Genomic DNA, 16,390 nt, shown 5'->3' on the forward strand with positions numbered 1-16,390 from the left:
GGCGCGAATCGCTTCGCGCCCCGTCGTTGTTTCCAGCAAACGGCCGATACTTACTTCGCGCCGCCCTGATCACCACCGGCCGGAGTCGGGCCAGTCTTCACCAGGGTCACGTCGAAGATGATCGTCGAATTCGGCGGGAAGCCGTTCTGCGGCTGTGCGCCATAGGCGATGTTCGACGGGATGAACAGCTTGTAGTGGCCACCCACCTGCATCAGCTGCAGGCCTTCGCGGAAGCCCGGGATCACGCCGGAGAGCGGGATCGAGGCCGGACCCGGGTTGCCCTCGTGCTTGGACGAGTCGTCAAACACTTCGCCGTTGACGAAGGAGCCGACATAGTTCACCTGCACGGTGTCGTTCGGACCCGGACGGGCGCCGGTGCCCTGGCTGATCACCTGGTACTGCAGGCCCGACGCGGTGCTCTTCACGCCCGCAGCGGTCTTGTTCTTGGCGATGAAAGCGTCACCGTCGGTCTTGTTCTTGGCGGCGACCTTCTCGTACTCGGCCTTGGCCTTGGTCTGCAGGTTGGCGACGAAGGCGTCACGCACCTGCTTGGCTTCGGCTTCGCTCATGGTGGGCTTCTGGCCCGACAGGGCGGACTGGACAGCACGGCCTACCGTGGCCGGATCCACTTCCTCGCGCACGAGCGGGGGCAACTGGCTGGCCAGGTCCCAACCCACCACGTAGCTGGCCTTGGTCTTGTCGACGGCACCAGCCGGGGCGGCAGACTTGGCAGCCTGGGCGTGCACGCCGGCAGTGAGGCCCAGCGCAACCGCCAAAGCGGCAGCCGTCAGCGTGGGACGCGAAAATTGCTTCATTTGAAACTCCCTCGTGTTGGATGTCCCGGTGCTCACCGGACGGGCCTCCCCGATGGAGGCAGTCCCCGCATTGTGCGGCGGCTTCCCGGTCTTAGCAACGAGCAGCGGCTGTGACACGCATTCCAGATAAAGGTTCACGTCATAAATTTCATCGTGGCATTTTGCGAAATGCCTAGAAATGGCCGCCGCCAGGGCGCCCATCCCGTTCCAGCGTGTCGCGCAGCGCGGCCTGCAGCCGAGCATGAACCTGCACCAATACCCGCCATAGCAGCCATGTCAGGATCAAACCCACCAGCAGCAAGACCAGTGCCACTTCACGCGGCGGCAGGATCGTGGACGCCAGGGCCGCCACCAGCAGGCCCAGCACCCACATCGCGGCCAAGGGAATGATGCGCGCCAGTACGGCACGGATACGCACGTTGTGACTGCCCCCCACCCGCTCAGGGATGCTCAGCTCAGCCAGCAACATGCCCAGTGCCGCAGCTTTGCGATACGTCGCCACGATCATCGGCAACGACAGCAGCGCTGCCACGGACCAGGCCAGCGTACGGGATACCTGCGGCCGGTCCGCGAACAACTGCCAATGGAAGAAGCCGCGGCGATACAAGTAGGCCATGATCAGGAAGACGGCCACCACCAGCATCATGTTGATGATCACGTGCCAGACCAGCCGGCGGATCATCTTCATCACCATCGCCCCCTGCCCGCTCAGGCTGAGGCTGCCCATCCAGTCGGTATACGCGGTGAACATACCGGTGAGGCCGCTCGGCAGGCGGCGTTCCAGAACCCCAGCCAGAGGATCCGCGCTGCGGATCAAATATGGAGTCAGAAAAGTGGTGATCGCGGATACCGCGACCGCCACCGGATACAGGAAGTCGCTCGTCACTTTCAGGCTCAGGCCCAGCGAGGCAATCACGAACGAGAACTCGCCAATCTGCGACAGCCCCATACCTACCCGCAGCGACGTGCGGCCGTCATTGCCGGCCACGAAGGTCCCGAAACTGCACGTGATCACCTTGCCGAGCACCACCACCACCGTTACCACCAGAATAGGCACGGCGTACTGCGCCAATAGCGACGGATCGATCAGCATGCCGATGGCGACAAAGAAGATGGCGCTGAACATGTCGCGCACCGGCACAATGATGCGCTCGACCCGCTCGACACTATCGGACTCGCCCACGATGGCACCAATCAAGAAAGCGCCCAACGCGATGCTGTAACCCATCTCGGTCACCAGCAGGCAAAAGCCGAAGCAGAGTCCGAGCACCGCCACCAACAGCACGTCATCGCGGCTGACCCGCGCGATGTAGTCGACTACGCGCGGCACCAGCAGCAGCCCCACCACGAGCGACACCGCCAGGAACAAGGTAAGCCGTCCAATGGCTTCCATAGCCTGCCCCGCTTCCAGATCACCTGTGCTGGCAATACCGGTAAGCAGCGCCATCAGCACGATGGCCAGCACATCCTCGATGATCAGAATGCCGAACATCAGCTGCGCAAAGCGCTCGCGCTTGAGATTCAGATCGTCCAGCGCCTTGAGGATGATGGTGGTCGAAGAGATCGACAGCATCGCGCCAAGGAACAGCGAATCCATCGTGCTCCAGTCGAAGAAGCGGCCGATCTCGTAGCCGATCCACACCATCAGCACGATCTCGCACAGCGCAGCCACCAGCGCGGCTCCGCCCACCTCACGCAACTTCTTAAGGCTGAACTCCAGGCCCAGCGCAAACAGCAGCAGAATCATGCCCAGTTCGGACAAGGTGCGGATAGTGCCTTCGTCGTGAATGAAGACCACCGGAAAGGTATACGGCCCCACCAATACGCCGGCGATGATGTAGCCAAGAACCACTGGCTGCCGCAGCCGCTGGAAAATCACGGTAGTCAGGCCGGCGACCAGCATGACCGTGGCAAGGTCCTGGATGAACTGCAATGCGTGCATGAAGGGTCCCGCTGCGAATCACCGCAAGACTAACAGCGGTCCGCGCATTGCCCTACGGCGAAGGCGAGGAAAAGCTCGTGCCCACAGTTCATGGTCAGGCGTGACGCCATCACGCAGGCATCTGCACCCGTCAATCGCTAGGCCATGCCGTGCGAAGTGCTCCGAAGCATTTCTCGCGAGACACCCTTCCCCGATGCCACGCCGACCCTCGCGCGGAAGCAACATTTTTGAAAAATTTTCTTCGCGAATACTTGACGAAAAGTCGAACCGTATTTATTCTTTCGGGCTCCACAGCAGTGGGGCCATAGCTCAGCTGGGAGAGCGCCTGCATGGCATGCAGGAGGTCGGCGGTTCGATCCCGCCTGGCTCCACCAAGGTTTTACATCACGTCCCCATCGTCTAGAGGCCTAGGACATCACCCTTTCACGGTGGCGACCGGGGTTCGAATCCCCGTGGGGACGCCATCTTAACCCGGATACATCGGAGACGATGCGAACGGATGTTGAGATGGACTGAAGGGCCTCTTGTAGTACCCGTTGTTCAAAATGCGGAGCGGTAGTTCAGTCGGTTAGAATGCTGGCCTGTCACGCCGGAGGTCGCGGGTTCGAGTCCCGTCCGCTCCGCCACTTATACGGAAAGCCCGCCTAGCGCGGGTTTTTTGTTGCCCGTCATCCGGCCTCAGCCCAGCTGCACCGCAGCACCGTATGCCGGCCCCTACAGCGGATGCCCTGGCGGCAGCGACTCCCGCGCATGCTGCGATGCCGGCTCGAGCGTACCCATGGAATGGCCCTGCTCCGCCAGATACTCCAGCCAGCGCGACAGGAATCCGTTCATGCGCAAGCGATGCTGAAGCACTGTATGAGCTGGCGGGAACGGCCCAAGCACCTGCCATAAATGCCGCCCCGGATGGCAATGCAAGGCCTCCGCCACATGAGCGTCGGTATACATCCGCAACTGCGCCGACGGCGAAGGCTGTCCCGTGTGAGCGTCCACGAAGTCGTAGGTCAGCTCCAGCTCGAGCGTATAAGGATGGCGCTCCTGCACCTGCAGCCGCACATCCAGCCCGTCATCCACGCTGGACACATAGAACCCGGGCGCCAGCTGCTGCGGTGCGAACAGCCGCACCAGCCGGTGGTAGTTCTCCGCATACAAACCCATCAGGAACCCGAAGCGTCCCGGCAGCAAGGCATTGCGACTGTCCAGCACAGCACTCATGGGTGGCGGGAACTCCTCTGATTCAGAACATGGTCCGCTCGATACCAAAGCGGTCGAAGATCTTGCTGGCGATTTCCTCGATCGACACATGCGTGGTGTTGAGGCTGGGAATGCCCTCACGGCGCATCAGCTTATCGGCCTGCTCCAGCTCCCAACGGCATTGCTTCAACGTAGCGTAACGGCTGCCGGCACGCCGTTGTTCACGGATCTGCGCCAGGCGCTGGGGATCGATAGTGAGGCCAAACAGGCGGTCCCGGTAGGGGCGTAAACGTACCGGCAGTTCCAGTTTGTCGAGGTCGTCGTCGGTCAGCGGGTAATTGGCGGCGCTGACGCCGTAATGCAAGGCCATATACAGACAGGTGGGCGTTTTGCCGGAACGCGACACCCCCACCAGAATTAGGTCTGCCTGCGCGTAATCCACATCGATACCGTCGTCATGTGACAACGCGTAGTTGGTCGCATTGATGCGCGCCTCATACTTATCGAAATCGACCAGGCCATGCGAGCGATTCACCGCTCCGGAGCGCTTCGCGCCGAGCTCATCCTCCAGCGGACCGATAAACGGCGCGAACACATCCAGCATCAGTGCACCGCTGGCGGCCACGATCTCACAAAGATCCCGCGAGGCCATGGTGTTGACCACGATCGGCCGCTCGCCACTCTGCGCATAACGGGTCTTGATACGCAGCGCCGCCGCCTCCGCCTTGTGGGCGTCATCAATAAAGGGCAAGCGATGCTTCTCGAATTGCACGCCCTCAAACTGGGCCAGGATGCTGTTGCCGATCGTCTCCGCGGTAATACCAGTGGAGTCGGAGATGTAAAAAACGGTTCGCCGCATACCTGTTCCAGATGCCCTGAAGAGTCCCAAGCGCCACCTTAGCGCATGCACCAGGACCTGTCTTTGCTTGACCCGGGCCTGACTGGTAGGCAATTGGCGCGCGATTGGCTGCCAATGGTCTTCTTGTGCCGCGCACCATCGGCATCGGACAATACCAGTTCTTTGTAGCCGGCTTTTTGCAGATCGGCTCCACCCCCGCATCACCCTGTAGAGCTCTTGAGGAGACTCCTTTGAACGATCTGGTGCTTTGGCTCGACTCGCTGCGCATGACCGACCTGGGCAAGGTCGGCGGCAAGAATGCGTCGCTCGGCGAGATGATCGGCAACCTGGCCAAGCTCGGGGTTTCCGTGCCCGGCGGCTTCGCCACGACCGCCGACGCCTTCCAGCAGTACCTGGACAAGAGCGGTGTGGCCAAGCGCATCCAGGCGCGCTTGGCCGATCTCGATGTGGACGATGTGGACGCCCTCACCACGGCCGGCAAGGAGATCCGTGAGTGGGTCACCGAGACCCCGCTGCCGTCGGAGCTGGACAAGGCCATCCGCGATGCCTACGCCAAACTGTGCAAGGACGCCGGCGCCGAGAACATCGCCGTCGCTGTGCGCTCTTCCGCCACGGCCGAAGACCTGCCAGACGCCTCTTTCGCCGGCCAGCAGGAAACCTTCCTCAACGTCGTCGGCATCGAGGACGTGCTGCACAAGGTGAAGGAAGTCTTCGCCTCGCTGTACAACGACCGCGCCATTGCCTATCGCGTGCATCAAGGCTTCAAGCACGAGGACGTGTTCCTCTCCGCTGGCGTGCAGTTGATGGTGCGTTCGGACGTGGGCGCTTCCGGCGTGCTGTTCACGCTGGACACCGAGTCGGGCTTCCGCGATGTGGTCTTCGTCACCGGCTCCTACGGCCTGGGTGAGATGGTCGTGCAGGGCGCGGTGAATCCCGATGAGTTCTACGTGTTCAAGCCCACGCTCAAGCAGGGCAAGCCGGCGGTGCTTCGCCGCAATCTCGGCGCCAAGCAGCTGCGCATGGTCTATTCCAATGCCCCTGGCGAACGCGTAAAGACCGAGGACACGCCGGCCGAACTGCGTAACCGCTTCTGCATCAACGATGCTGATGTGGAAGAACTGTCCCGTCAGGCGCTGATCATCGAGCAGCATTACGGCCGCCCGATGGACATCGAGTGGGCGAAGGACGGCAACACCGGCAAGCTCTACATCGTGCAGGCCCGCCCCGAGACGGTGAAGTCGCGCGCGCACGCCACGCAGCTCGAGCGTTTCCATCTCAATGAAAAGGGCCCGGTGCTGGCCGAGGGCCGTGCCATTGGCCAGAAGATCGGCGCCGGCAAGGCCCGCGTGATCCGCTCGCTGGCCGACATGAACAAAGTGCAGCCCGGCGACGTGCTGATCGCCGACATGACCGACCCCGACTGGGAACCAGTGATGAAGCGCGCTTCGGCCATCGTCACCAATCGTGGCGGTCGCACTTGCCACGCTGCGATCATCGCCCGCGAACTGGGCGTGCCGGCCGTCGTCGGCACCGGCAATGCGCTGGACAAAATTCCTGACGGCACCGACGTCACCGTGTCCTGCGCCGAAGGCGACACCGGCACCATCTATCAGGGCGTGCTGAAGTTCGAGCGTGTCACCGCCGATCTGGGCGACATGCCCGAGGCGCCACTGAAGATCATGATGAACGTGGCCAACCCGGAGCGTGCCTTCGACTTCGGCATGCTGCCGAATGCAGGTATCGGCCTCGCCCGCCTGGAGATGATCATCGCCAGCCATATCGGCGTGCATCCCAAGGCCCTGCTCGAATACAGCAAACAGGACGCCGCCACCAAGGCCAAGATCGACGAGCGCATCGCCGGCTATGCCGACCCGGTGAGCTTCTACGTAGACCGTCTCGCGGAAGGCATCGCCACCATCGCCGCCTCCGTGTTCCCCAAGCCGGTGATCGTGCGCCTGTCTGACTTCAAGTCGAACGAATACGCCAACCTGCTCGGCGGCGCGCGCTATGAGCCGCACGAAGAGAACCCGATGATCGGCTACCGCGGTGCCAGTCGCTATGTCGATGCCGGCTTCGCTGAAGCCTTCGCGCTTGAGTGCCGTGCGGTCAAGCGCGTGCGCGAAGTGATGGGCCTGGACAACGTGTGGGTCATGATCCCATTTGTGCGCACCCTGGGCGAAGGCCGCAAGGTCATCGAAGTGTTGGGCAAGAACGGCCTCAAGCAGGGTGAGCACGACCTCAAGGTCATCATGATGTGCGAGGTCCCTTCCAATGCCCTGCTCGCCGCTGAGTTCCTGGAAATCTTCGATGGCTTCTCCATCGGCTCCAACGACCTTACCCAGCTCACCCTCGGCCTGGATCGCGACTCGAGCATCGTCGCCAATCTGTTCGACGAGCGCGATCCCGCGGTGAAGAAGCTGCTGGCCATGGCCATCCAGACCGCCCGCGAGAAAGGCAAGTACGTTGGCATCTGCGGCCAGGGTCCGTCGGATCACCCCGACCTGGCCGAGTGGCTGATGGAACAGGGTATCGAGTCGGTATCACTGAACCCGGATACCGTGGTCGACACATGGCTGCGACTGGCCAAGAAGAAAGCGGGCTAAGTACTTCGCAGTGAGCAATATCCAAGGGCGGTGGAAACACCGCCCTTTTTTTGTGTCCGGTGGAAGCGGGTTATTGAACTCGCTAGATCACGGCCGGCAAGACTGACCGCCCGTATCGGACAAGCATTCGTCGCTCTGGATCAGCCCAAGGCGTACGGTCAGTAATGAGTGCGCCTGAAACTCGGTTGTCGCACCGCGGTCCATATAGACCGACGACGTCATGGAGGGGTTATGCGATCGATAGCAAGGTTTCTGGCTCGAAATAAAGGCTTTATCGCCTTCATGTTTTGCATGCTGGTTTTCCGCAGCGCGGTGGCCGACTGGAACGTCGTTCCGACCGGCTCCATGCAACCGACCATTCGTATCGGCGATCGAATCGTTGTGGATAAGGCCGCTTATGACGTGCGCGTCCCACTGACGCATCTCTCGCTGATGCATCTGGCCGACCCGAAACGCGGCGATATTGTGGTGCTGGATTCGAAGGCCGCCGGCGAAAAGCTGGTCAAACGGGTGATTGGCGTACCTGGCGATCTCGTGGCACTACGCGGCAATCGGCTCTATGTGAATGGTCAGGCGGCCCGCTACTCCGCAGCCATGGTCAACGGCATTCGTGATGATGCGGTCGAGTCAGCCAGTTATGCGGTTGAGAGCTATGACGGGGTACGTCATCTGATCCGCATGTCGGCACTGCCCCCTGATGGCTCACACGACTTTGGGCCGGTTACGGTGCCGGCGGGCAAGTATTTGCTGCTGGGTGACAATCGGGACAATAGTGCGGATTCGCGTTACTTCGGGTTCTTTCCGCGAGGTGAAATCACTGGGCGGGCAACACGGGTAGCGGTGTCGCTGGATCCGGGGGATCACTACTTGCCCAGGGCTGGGCGGTTTGGGGTGCAGTTGGAGTAAAAGCCCTGCACCCTCATTAGAGGACCGTGTTGCGTGAAGGGTGGGATTGTTCGGCCCGTCCATGGGCCTCACCCCTCCGCGCTAAAGCGCTACGGGGACAGCCTTCGGCTGTCCAAATTCGCTCCCGGCGAATTTGTCGAACCCCAGTGGCTTCGTCCCCACCCTCTCCGCCAGATACGCAAAACGCCCCACTGGGGGGCGTTTTGCGTATCTGGCGGAGAGGGTGGGATTCGAACCCACGGTACGCTTACACGTACGCCTGATTTCGAGTCAGGTACATTCGACCACTCTGCCACCTCTCCAAAGGGTCACACGGTGGTCCGCGCGAGCCGGCAATCATACGCGCGACGGTTCGTCGTGACAACTCCCTGGACATGGGGCATGCTGCGCGCACACGTTTCTCCCGGCAGCCCATGATCGAATTCGGACACGGTACCCACGTCGGCCTGCGCCGTACGCGCAATGAAGACACCTATTACGCCGACGCGGGACTGGGACTGTTCCTGGTCGCCGACGGCATGGGCGGGCATCAGCATGGCGAGGTGGCTTCGGCCCTGGTCCGCGACGCAGTAGCGGATCTGGTGACGCGCGGGCACAGCCTGGTGGAAGCGGTGCGCGGTGCGGACGAACGGCTGATGGCCCAGGCCAAAGGGTCACCGGACGCCTTGCCCATGGGAACGACCATCGCCGCCCTTCGACTGGACGCGAACAGCTACGAAGTCGCATGGGTCGGTGATAGCCGTATCTATCTATGGCAGAACGGATTACGCCAGATCAGCCACGATCACTCGCTGGTACAGGAGCTGGTGGCAGCTGGCACGCTGGATCCGGCACAGGCGGCCCGCCATCCGCAACGCAATGTGATTACCCAGGCGCTGGGAATCACCGCCGTGGATCAACTGCACATCGGCATGGCACGCGGCACCCTGGAGCCGGGCATGTGCTTTTTGCTGTGTAGCGATGGACTGACCGAGGAAGTGAGCGATGCCGGCATCGCCCGCATCGTGGAACGCCGCGATCTGGCTGCCCAGGAGTGTGTAGATCATTTGCTGCTCGCCGCGCTCGACGCGGGTGGCAGCGACAACATCACGGTGATCCTGGCTCGCGCTAATTGACGCGAGCCCATGGTGCTTAATGCACCGTGGTTTCTTCCTTGCGCCACACGCTGCTGCCACCAGCGCTTTTGTCCAATGCATCCAGCCGGCGCTCGTGCGCCGCGGCTTCTTCTGCGTCGGCATGCAAGACACGCGGACGGCGATCCAGCGTGATCGGCATCACCACCTTGACGACGCCCTGCTCCGGCGCGCTTTCAAAACCCAGGTCCAGTACCACCTGGCCCGAAGTCATGGCCAGATAGACTTCCGCCAGGAGCTGGGCGTCGATCAGGCCGCCGTGCAGGTCGCGCGCGGAGTTGTCCACGCCCAGACGTTTGCATAGCGCATCCAGGCTGTTGCGCTGGCCGGGGTAGCGCTCTCGCGCCATCACCAGGGTATCGAGCACAGGGCAACGATCGGCGATACGACCATAGTGTTCACCTGCCCGTGCCAGCTCGGCGTCGAGGAAGCCCACGTCGAATGTCGCGTTGTGGATGATCAGCTCGGCACCGTCGATAAAGGCAAGGAATTCGTCGACCACATCGGCAAAACGAGGCTTGTCGAGCAGGAACTCGTCCTCGATGCCGGTGACTTGCTTGGCTCCCTCATCGATCAGGCGATCCGGGTTGAGGTAGGTCTGATAATGCTTGCCAGTCGGCCTGCGCTCGATCATCTCGACGCAAGCGATTTCGATCAGACGATGTCCCTGGCGCACTTCCAGGCCGGTGGTTTCGGTATCGAGGACAATCTGCCTCATCACTTGCTCCTGTACTGCTCGGCCTGTTCGCGCGCCGCTTCGTCGACACGCTCGTTCTCGGCATGACCATTATGGCCGCGCACCCATTGCCAACGCAGCTGATGCTTGGCGGTGGCATCGGACAGGCGTTCCCACAGATCCTGGTTCTTCACCGGCTTCTTGTCCGCGGTTTTCCAGCCGTTGGCGCGCCACTTGGGCACCCACTGCTCGATACCCTGCATCACGTATTTGGAATCGGTGGTCAGAGTGACCTTGCATGGGCGCGTCAGCGCCTCGAGCGCGGCGATGGCGGCCATCAACTCCATTCGATTATTGGTGGTATCGGGTTCGCCGCCTGCCAGTATGCGTTCCGTGCCCTTGGCGCGCAGCAGTGCGGCCCAGCCGCCCGGCCCCGGATTGCCGAGGCATGCGCCATCGGTAAAAGCTTCCACTTCAGTCATCGTTACCTGCAGATTTTCTAAATAGTCAGGACATCAGGACGAGGCACTTCGCCTCGCACCGGGCGCCAGATTTACATTCACCGTTGCTGATACCAGCTTGGGTTTCAGGCGAGTGGGCGTCACCGCGCGTCGACGCTTGCGCGCAATCAGCACATAGCCTCCGCCGAAAGCATGGACACCACGCGCGTCCGTTCCGCTATGCGGCCACACATGACCGACGCGCTGCATCCGCTCCACATCCAGTTCACCCGCACGAACCCAGCGTTCGAGCGTCAATGGCGACTTCAAAGCCGGCATGACGCCATCCCGCCCCTGCCAATAAAGCCAGGGCAGCCAGCCGCTCCAAGGATGCAGACCGGTGAGAACCAATACGCCACCGGGTGCAAGTACGCGACAAGCCTCTTGCAGCAGCTCTTGTGGTGCGGGTGCAACCTCCACGGCGTGACGCAATAAAACCAGTCCGAACGCATCATCGATAAACGGCAGCGCCTCATCTGCGCAAGCACGGGCATCGCCGTGAAAGCGGTGGCCTACCAGCCGCAAGCGCACCCAGTTGCCCAGCAACGGCAAGATGGGCGGCCGGTCATGCGACAACGCAGAGATCAACAGCGCGTGCGTACCGGCGCAGCGCTGCAGGTCGGGCAATAGCGCCGCCGCCTCTTCGGCCAGGAGATGGCGAAGCGGCGCACTGGCGTAAATGTCTTTGTCGCGCTGCGGCATGCGTCAACGGCCCACGGTCAAGCCGAGAGTGTAATAGCTGCCACTGGGTCGTGGCTCTCACTCCCAGACCGAACTGGGCCACAAGACTGAATGGGGATCCCGACTGTTAACGCCTCGCTAACGAGTCGCCGCCCGCCCCGCTTTATATTCGGTCGCTTCGCGCAAGCCGGATGCCTGCGTCAGTCGATACGAATCCGCAGAGGAGTGCCCCTTGCACGTCGTACCGTTATCGGCGCTTGCCGACAACTACGTCTGGATGCTCTACGACGACGCGGGTAACGCGATCGTAGTCGATCCGGGCGAGGCCGCGCCGGTGGAAACCGCGCTGCAGGAACGCCAGCTGCAACTGCGGGCGATTCTCCTGACCCATCACCACAACGACCATATTGGTGGCGTAGGTGCATTGCTCGCACGCTATCCCGTGCCGGTCTATGCGCCGCACGATGAACGTATCGGCGAGGTCACACAACGCGTGCAGGATGGCGATGAAGTCGAAATCGATGCACCGCGCGCGCATTTCCGGGTGATCGAGATTCCGGGACACACACGCACCCATATCGCCTATGCCGGTGAAGGCTTGCTGCTGTGCGGTGACACGCTTTTCAGCATGGGCTGCGGCCGTCTGTTCGAGGGCACACCGGAGCAAATGCTGACTTCGCTGGACAAACTCGCCGCACTGCCAGGCGAAACCAAGGTCTGCTGCGCACATGAATACACCGCAGCCAACGGTCGCTTCGCGCTGACCGTCGAGCCACACAATCCAGCGCTCGCCAAACGCGTGGAGCAGGTGCAGGCATTGCGCGATCGTCAGCAGCCCAGCCTTCCGGTGACACTGGAAACCGAACTGGCTACGAATCCCTTCCTGCGTGTCGATAGCGATGAAGTCGGGGCCTGGTGCCGCCATCACGGCGCTGAAGCCGGGCGCGTAGCGCGATTTGCGGCCCTACGTGCTGCCAAGGATGTATTCCGCGGATGAAACGCTCCCTCCTTCGCCCGCTGCCCGTCGCGCTTTCCATGCTGCTTGCGGCATGCGCCACTACACCTCCGGTTACGACGCGCAACCCGGTCGGCAATATCACGCCACCGGCAGCACCCGCTGTCCGCGACGTGACGCGCACCGTTGGCACTGCGGCGACACCGCAGGAGAGCTCCAACGTCTGGGAGCAACTGCGCGGCAGTTTCGCCATGGCCGATTGCGACGCCGATCCCGCCATCCTGGATTGGGCTCGCCGATATACGCAGAGCCCGCAGCGTTTCGAAGCAGAGATGCGCGAAGTCATGCCGCGTCTGATCTATGTGCAACAGATCGCGGCAAGGCATGGCGTGGCTGGGGAGTTCGCTCTTCTGCCCTGGGTAGAGAGTCATTACCGCCCAGTGCCGGGCAGCAAGGGTAATCCCGCCGGCATGTGGCAGATCATGCCGGTCACGGCCAACGCGCTCGGCATGCGCGTGGACAAGAACTACGACGGGCGCCTCGACGTTCCCGCCGCCACCGATGCGATTATGGCCTTGCTGCGCCGCTATCACGATGATCTCGGCGACTGGCGTATGGCGGACTACGCATTCAACGCAGGCGAATTCGCTGTTCGCAAACTCATCGATCAGCACGGCATGCCAGCGGCTGAGCCGGTGATTCCGCGCATGCCGGTCAAGCGCATCACCCGCGAGCATCTCACCAAACTGTTGGCGATCTCCTGCGTCGTGCGCGAGCCCGGTCGCTTCAAGGTTAACCTGCCGCTGCTGCCGGCCGAGCAGCGGCTGGTGTCCGTGGATATCGATAAGTCGATGCCGATCGCGCAAGCCGCCGATCACGCGGGCATGTCGGTGGATGAATTGAAGGATCTGAACGCAGGCTTCCGCAATGGCTATATCGACAAGCGCGCCGCGTCTTACTTGCTGATGCCGCGCAGCCACGCCGAGCAATTCCGCAATGCGCTACAAGTCGGTGATGGCGACACCGTCGCCTCAGCCGACACGAACAAGCCGCAACTGCCTCTGCTGGCCCAAAGCGGCGATGGTCCCTCGGCCATGACCGATGATCCGGCACTGGCGTCCGGTGCCAAGACACATACCGTCAAGTCAGGCGATACCTTGTGGATCATCGCGCGGCGTTATTCGCTCAATATTGATCAGCTCAAGCGCTGGAACCATCTGCAGGGAGTGAAACTGCGCCTGGGCCAGGTCTTGAAGGTCAGTGCACCCGGTTGAGCGGCGTCCGGCGGCACAGGCATCACGCCTGCTAGACTCGCGTCGCAGCGCACCGTTGCGGCGCCACCCTGGAGGACGCATGGGATTCCTGCACGGCAAACGCGCCTTGATCGTGGGCATCGCCAGCCAGCGCTCGATCGCCTGGGGCATCGCGAACGCCATGCATCGCGAAGGTGCGCAACTTGCTTTTACCTACCAGAACGACCGCCTGAAAGATCGTGTCGACGAAGCCGCGAACGCTTTCGGCTCCAACATCGTGCTGCCTTGCGACGTTGCGGAAGATGCCCAGATCGACAGCCTGTTCCGGGAGCTGGGCAGCCACTGGGATGGCTTCGACATCCTGGTGCATTCAGTTGGTTTCGCGCCGCGCGAGGCGTTGCAAGGGGAGTTTCTGGACAACCTCACACGCGAGAACTTCGGCATCGCCCACGATATTTCCAGCTACAGCCTGGCCGCCCTCGCCAAAGCAGCCAGACCACTGATGGCTGGACGTGGCGGCGCCATTCTGACGCTGACCTATCTGGGCGCGGAGCGCGTACTGTCGAATTACAACGTGATGGGCCTGGCCAAGGCCAGCCTGGAAGCCAATGTGCGCTATCTGGCCGTCAACCTGGGACCGGAGGGCACTCGCGTCAACGCCATCTCGGCCGGACCGATCAAGACACTGGCTGCCGCGGGCATCTCCAACTTCCGCAAGATGCTCGATCACGTTGACGAGCATGCGCCATTGCGCCGCAGCGTCACTATCGATGAAGTTGGCAATGTCGGTGCCTTTTTGTGTTCGGACCTGGCATCAGGCATCACCGGCGAGATCACTTATGTGGATGCTGGCTACAACATCCTGGGCATGACGGGTATTTGAGCGTCTGCATTCAATGAAACAAAAAGGGCGGCCCATGAGGCCGCCCCTTATTCGAACCATCGCAAAGACAGCTTACATGCGGTCCTTCGCGATCTTGATCTCGGTCTTCGCCTTCAGCGCGTCGATGAACTCCTGCGTCGCCGAACCGCCATAAGCCTGCACCATCTGCTGTCGCAACCCAGTGCGCAACTCGGCCGGCACCTTGGCTAGGTCCGCGTCCTGCACCTTATCTACTGCGAGCAACGCGTAGGAGCCATCCTGCTCCGACACGCTGGCGAACTGCGGTTTACCCGCCGCCGGGTGCGGCAAGGTGAACGCTTCGCTGATCAATGCGGGGGCAATATCGCTCTGACCGCGCGTGATTTCATTGGCGCTCTTCACTGCGGCGCCCACCGATGCCGCCACTGCCGTCATGTCCTCACCCTTCTGCAGGCGGGCCAGCAGCGCATCCGACTTGGCCTTGGCCGCCGCAGCAACGCGCTCGTCGAGAACCTTCTGGCGCACGGCGTCGCGCACATTAGCCAGCGGTTTCGCGGCAGCGGACACGTGCTTGTCGACATGGATCACGACGGAGTGGTCGGGACCCAGTTCGATCAGGCCCGAGTTGTTACCCTGCGCCAATACATCGTCCGCGAACGCAGACTGCACCAGCTTGGGATTGCTTGCGATACCGCTGCCACCTTGGCGCGAAAACAATTCCGTGGTCTTGATCGGCAAGCCCAGCGCCTGCGCGGCGGGCTCGAGCGACGACGGGTTCTGATAGGCGTTGTCCGTCAGCTTGCCGGCAAGCTCGTTGAACTTGCGATCTCGCTCGCCAGTCATCGCTTCTTTTGCCAACTGGTCGCGCACTTCCTCAAACGGCTTGGCCTGGCCGCTACGGACGTCGCGCAACCACAGCACGTGATAACCCTCGTCCGACAACACCGGCTTGGATACCTGCCCCTTCTGCAGCGCGAACAAGGCATCGTCGAACGCCGCGTTGGCCACACCCTTCTCCAGCCAACCCAGATCACCGCCGCTGCGCTTGGAGCCAAGGTCGTCCGAAGACTGCTCGGCCAGCTTGGCGAAGTTGTCCGGCTTCGCTTCGGAGGCCACCTGTTCGGCCTTGGCCAGCGCAGCCTTTTGCTGCTCCGGCGTCGCGTTCTTAGGCACGTTGATCAGAATGTGTGAGACTAGGCGCTGCTCCGGCTGCACAAAGCGCTGCTTCTCATCCTCGTAGCGCTTCTTGAGGTCCGCATCGCTCGGCTGTGCGTCCAGCTTGAGATCGCTGCCACTCACTTCGATATATTTCACCGAGACCTGCTCGGGATCCATGAAGTCGGCTTGATGCGCTTTGTAATAGGCATCGATCTGCGCATCGTCGACATTGCTGTCGGTCAATGCGGGACGCGGCACGCTGAAGTAGCGCAGGTCACGGCGCTGCATGCTCAAGTTCAGGTAGCGATCCAGTTCGGCGTCGGTGACGATCGTGTTCGCGCCGATCGCACCTGGGATCTGGGTGATGCTCAGCTCATTGCGCACTTCGCTTTCGAACTGCGTCGATGTCTTGCCCTGACCGGCCAGCCACGCGCGATACATCGCCGGATCGAACTTGCCATTGACCTGCACGCCAGGAATGCCAGCGATGGTGTCGCGCAGCGCCTGATCGGAAACACGCATGCCCAGATCGGTGGCCGCCTGCGTGAGCAGTTGCTGATCGATCATCGCATCCAGCACCCGCTGCTTGGTCTCGGGCTTCTCGAACACGCTGGCGTCGAAATGATCGCCCTGCTGTGCACTAGCCTGCTGGCGCAGCAGGTTCAGGCGGTTCTGGAATTCTTGCTGGGTGATTTCATGCTTGCCGACCTTCGCCACAAAGGTTTCGGTCTGCGACATGAAGTACGACTCGATGCCGAAGAACGAGATAGCGAAGACGCAGATGCCCAGAATGACAATCGACGGCCATCCGTGAAGCTTGGTACGTAGTGCCTGCAACATGGGAATCTTCCCA

General features: G+C 61.9%; 14 protein-coding genes and 4 tRNA genes. 9 read left to right on the plus strand and 9 right to left on the minus strand.

The window, feature by feature from the left end; genetic code table 11:
- Positions 1–50 precede the first annotated feature (50 nt).
- Together ISS97_RS09905 and ISS97_RS09910 are read right to left on the minus strand one after the other, a co-directional pair.
- Positions 51–815 (minus strand): FKBP-type peptidyl-prolyl cis-trans isomerase N-terminal domain-containing protein, encoded by a 765-nt coding sequence (locus ISS97_RS09905; protein ID WP_379986848.1) that lies wholly within the window; start codon positions 813–815, stop codon positions 51–53.
- Between the two features lie 172 nt (positions 816–987).
- Positions 988–2,757, minus strand: coding sequence for a cation:proton antiporter (locus tag ISS97_RS09910; RefSeq protein ID WP_379986847.1), 1,770 nt, complete (start codon positions 2,755–2,757; stop codon positions 988–990).
- A 298-nt stretch (positions 2,758–3,055) separates the two neighbouring features.
- Here ISS97_RS09910 and ISS97_RS09915 point away from each other — a divergent pair.
- The 3 genes from ISS97_RS09915 (at position 3,056) to ISS97_RS09925 (ending at position 3,383) form a co-directional block, all read left to right on the plus strand.
- Positions 3,056–3,131, plus strand: a tRNA-Ala gene (locus ISS97_RS09915).
- Between the two features lie 14 nt (positions 3,132–3,145).
- A tRNA-Glu gene (locus ISS97_RS09920) sits at positions 3,146–3,221 on the plus strand.
- Between the two features lie 85 nt (positions 3,222–3,306).
- A tRNA-Asp gene (locus tag ISS97_RS09925) sits at positions 3,307–3,383 on the plus strand.
- 88 nt (positions 3,384–3,471) lie between these two features.
- On the opposite strand, the gene ISS97_RS09930 is transcribed toward ISS97_RS09925, so the two are convergent.
- Both ISS97_RS09930 and ppsR read right to left on the minus strand, forming a co-directional pair.
- Positions 3,472–3,972 carry a DUF1249 domain-containing protein gene (locus ISS97_RS09930; protein ID WP_379986846.1) on the minus strand — a complete coding sequence of 167 codons (501 nt, stop codon included), beginning with the start codon at positions 3,970–3,972 and terminating at the stop codon, positions 3,472–3,474.
- Between the two features lie 22 nt (positions 3,973–3,994).
- On the minus strand, positions 3,995–4,810 hold the full coding sequence (gene ppsR / locus ISS97_RS09935; RefSeq protein ID WP_379986845.1) for a posphoenolpyruvate synthetase regulatory kinase/phosphorylase PpsR: 816 nt from the start codon (positions 4,808–4,810) through the stop codon (positions 3,995–3,997).
- A 230-nt stretch (positions 4,811–5,040) separates the two neighbouring features.
- On the opposite strand from ppsR, the gene ppsA reads away from it, so the two are divergent.
- Positions 5,041–7,413, plus strand: coding sequence for a phosphoenolpyruvate synthase (gene ppsA / locus ISS97_RS09940; protein ID WP_379986844.1), 2,373 nt, complete (start codon positions 5,041–5,043; stop codon positions 7,411–7,413).
- A 231-nt stretch (positions 7,414–7,644) separates the two neighbouring features.
- The gene (lepB, locus tag ISS97_RS09945) at positions 7,645–8,319 is read left to right on the plus strand and encodes a signal peptidase I (RefSeq protein WP_379986843.1); all 675 of its coding nucleotides are present in this window, start codon (positions 7,645–7,647) and stop codon (positions 8,317–8,319) included.
- A gap of 212 nt (positions 8,320–8,531) precedes the next feature.
- On the opposite strand, the gene ISS97_RS09950 is transcribed toward lepB, so the two are convergent.
- Positions 8,532–8,621: transfer RNA gene (locus tag ISS97_RS09950), tRNA-Ser, on the minus strand.
- 111 nt (positions 8,622–8,732) lie between these two features.
- On the opposite strand from ISS97_RS09950, the gene ISS97_RS09955 reads away from it, so the two are divergent.
- A complete protein-coding gene (locus ISS97_RS09955) occupies positions 8,733–9,434 on the plus strand; it encodes a PP2C family protein-serine/threonine phosphatase (protein WP_379986842.1) in 702 nt (233 codons plus the stop codon).
- Positions 9,435–9,450: 16 nt separating this feature from the next.
- On the opposite strand, the gene dnaQ is transcribed toward ISS97_RS09955, so the two are convergent.
- The 3 genes from dnaQ to ISS97_RS09970 are packed head-to-tail and all read right to left on the minus strand — an operon-like array spanning position 9,451 to position 11,330.
- Positions 9,451–10,170, minus strand: coding sequence for a DNA polymerase III subunit epsilon (dnaQ, locus tag ISS97_RS09960; RefSeq protein WP_379986841.1), 720 nt, complete (start codon positions 10,168–10,170; stop codon positions 9,451–9,453).
- Entirely contained in the window at positions 10,170–10,610 is a 441-nt protein-coding gene (rnhA, locus tag ISS97_RS09965) for a ribonuclease HI (RefSeq protein ID WP_379986840.1), read from the minus strand. The genes dnaQ and rnhA overlap by 1 nt, the downstream gene beginning before the upstream one ends.
- 33 nt (positions 10,611–10,643) lie before the next feature.
- Complete coding sequence (locus ISS97_RS09970; RefSeq protein WP_379986839.1) at positions 10,644–11,330, minus strand: class I SAM-dependent methyltransferase; 687 nt, start codon at positions 11,328–11,330, stop codon at positions 10,644–10,646.
- Between the two features lie 211 nt (positions 11,331–11,541).
- Here ISS97_RS09970 and gloB point away from each other — a divergent pair, with 211 nt between their 5' ends.
- The 3 genes from gloB (at position 11,542) to ISS97_RS09985 (ending at position 14,400) form a co-directional block, all read left to right on the plus strand.
- Positions 11,542–12,306 carry a hydroxyacylglutathione hydrolase gene (gloB, locus tag ISS97_RS09975; protein WP_379986838.1) on the plus strand — a complete coding sequence of 255 codons (765 nt, stop codon included), beginning with the start codon at positions 11,542–11,544 and terminating at the stop codon, positions 12,304–12,306.
- Positions 12,303–13,538, plus strand: a complete 1,236-nt coding sequence (locus tag ISS97_RS09980) for a LysM peptidoglycan-binding domain-containing protein (RefSeq protein ID WP_379986837.1) — start codon at positions 12,303–12,305, stop codon at positions 13,536–13,538. The genes gloB and ISS97_RS09980 overlap by 4 nt, the downstream gene beginning before the upstream one ends.
- Positions 13,539–13,617: 79 nt before the next feature.
- Positions 13,618–14,400: an enoyl-ACP reductase FabI gene (locus ISS97_RS09985; protein WP_379986836.1), complete on the plus strand. Its 783-nt coding sequence runs from the start codon at positions 13,618–13,620 to the stop codon at positions 14,398–14,400.
- A 72-nt stretch (positions 14,401–14,472) separates the two neighbouring features.
- Here ISS97_RS09985 and ISS97_RS09990 read toward each other — a convergent pair whose 3' ends face one another.
- Positions 14,473–16,377 (minus strand): SurA N-terminal domain-containing protein, encoded by a 1,905-nt coding sequence (locus tag ISS97_RS09990; protein ID WP_379986835.1) that lies wholly within the window; start codon positions 16,375–16,377, stop codon positions 14,473–14,475.
- Positions 16,378–16,390: the final 13 nt, after the last annotated feature.

This window comes from Dyella koreensis (assembly GCF_044904565.1).
Taxonomy (GTDB): Bacteria; Pseudomonadota; Gammaproteobacteria; order Xanthomonadales; family Rhodanobacteraceae; genus Dyella_D; species Dyella_D koreensis.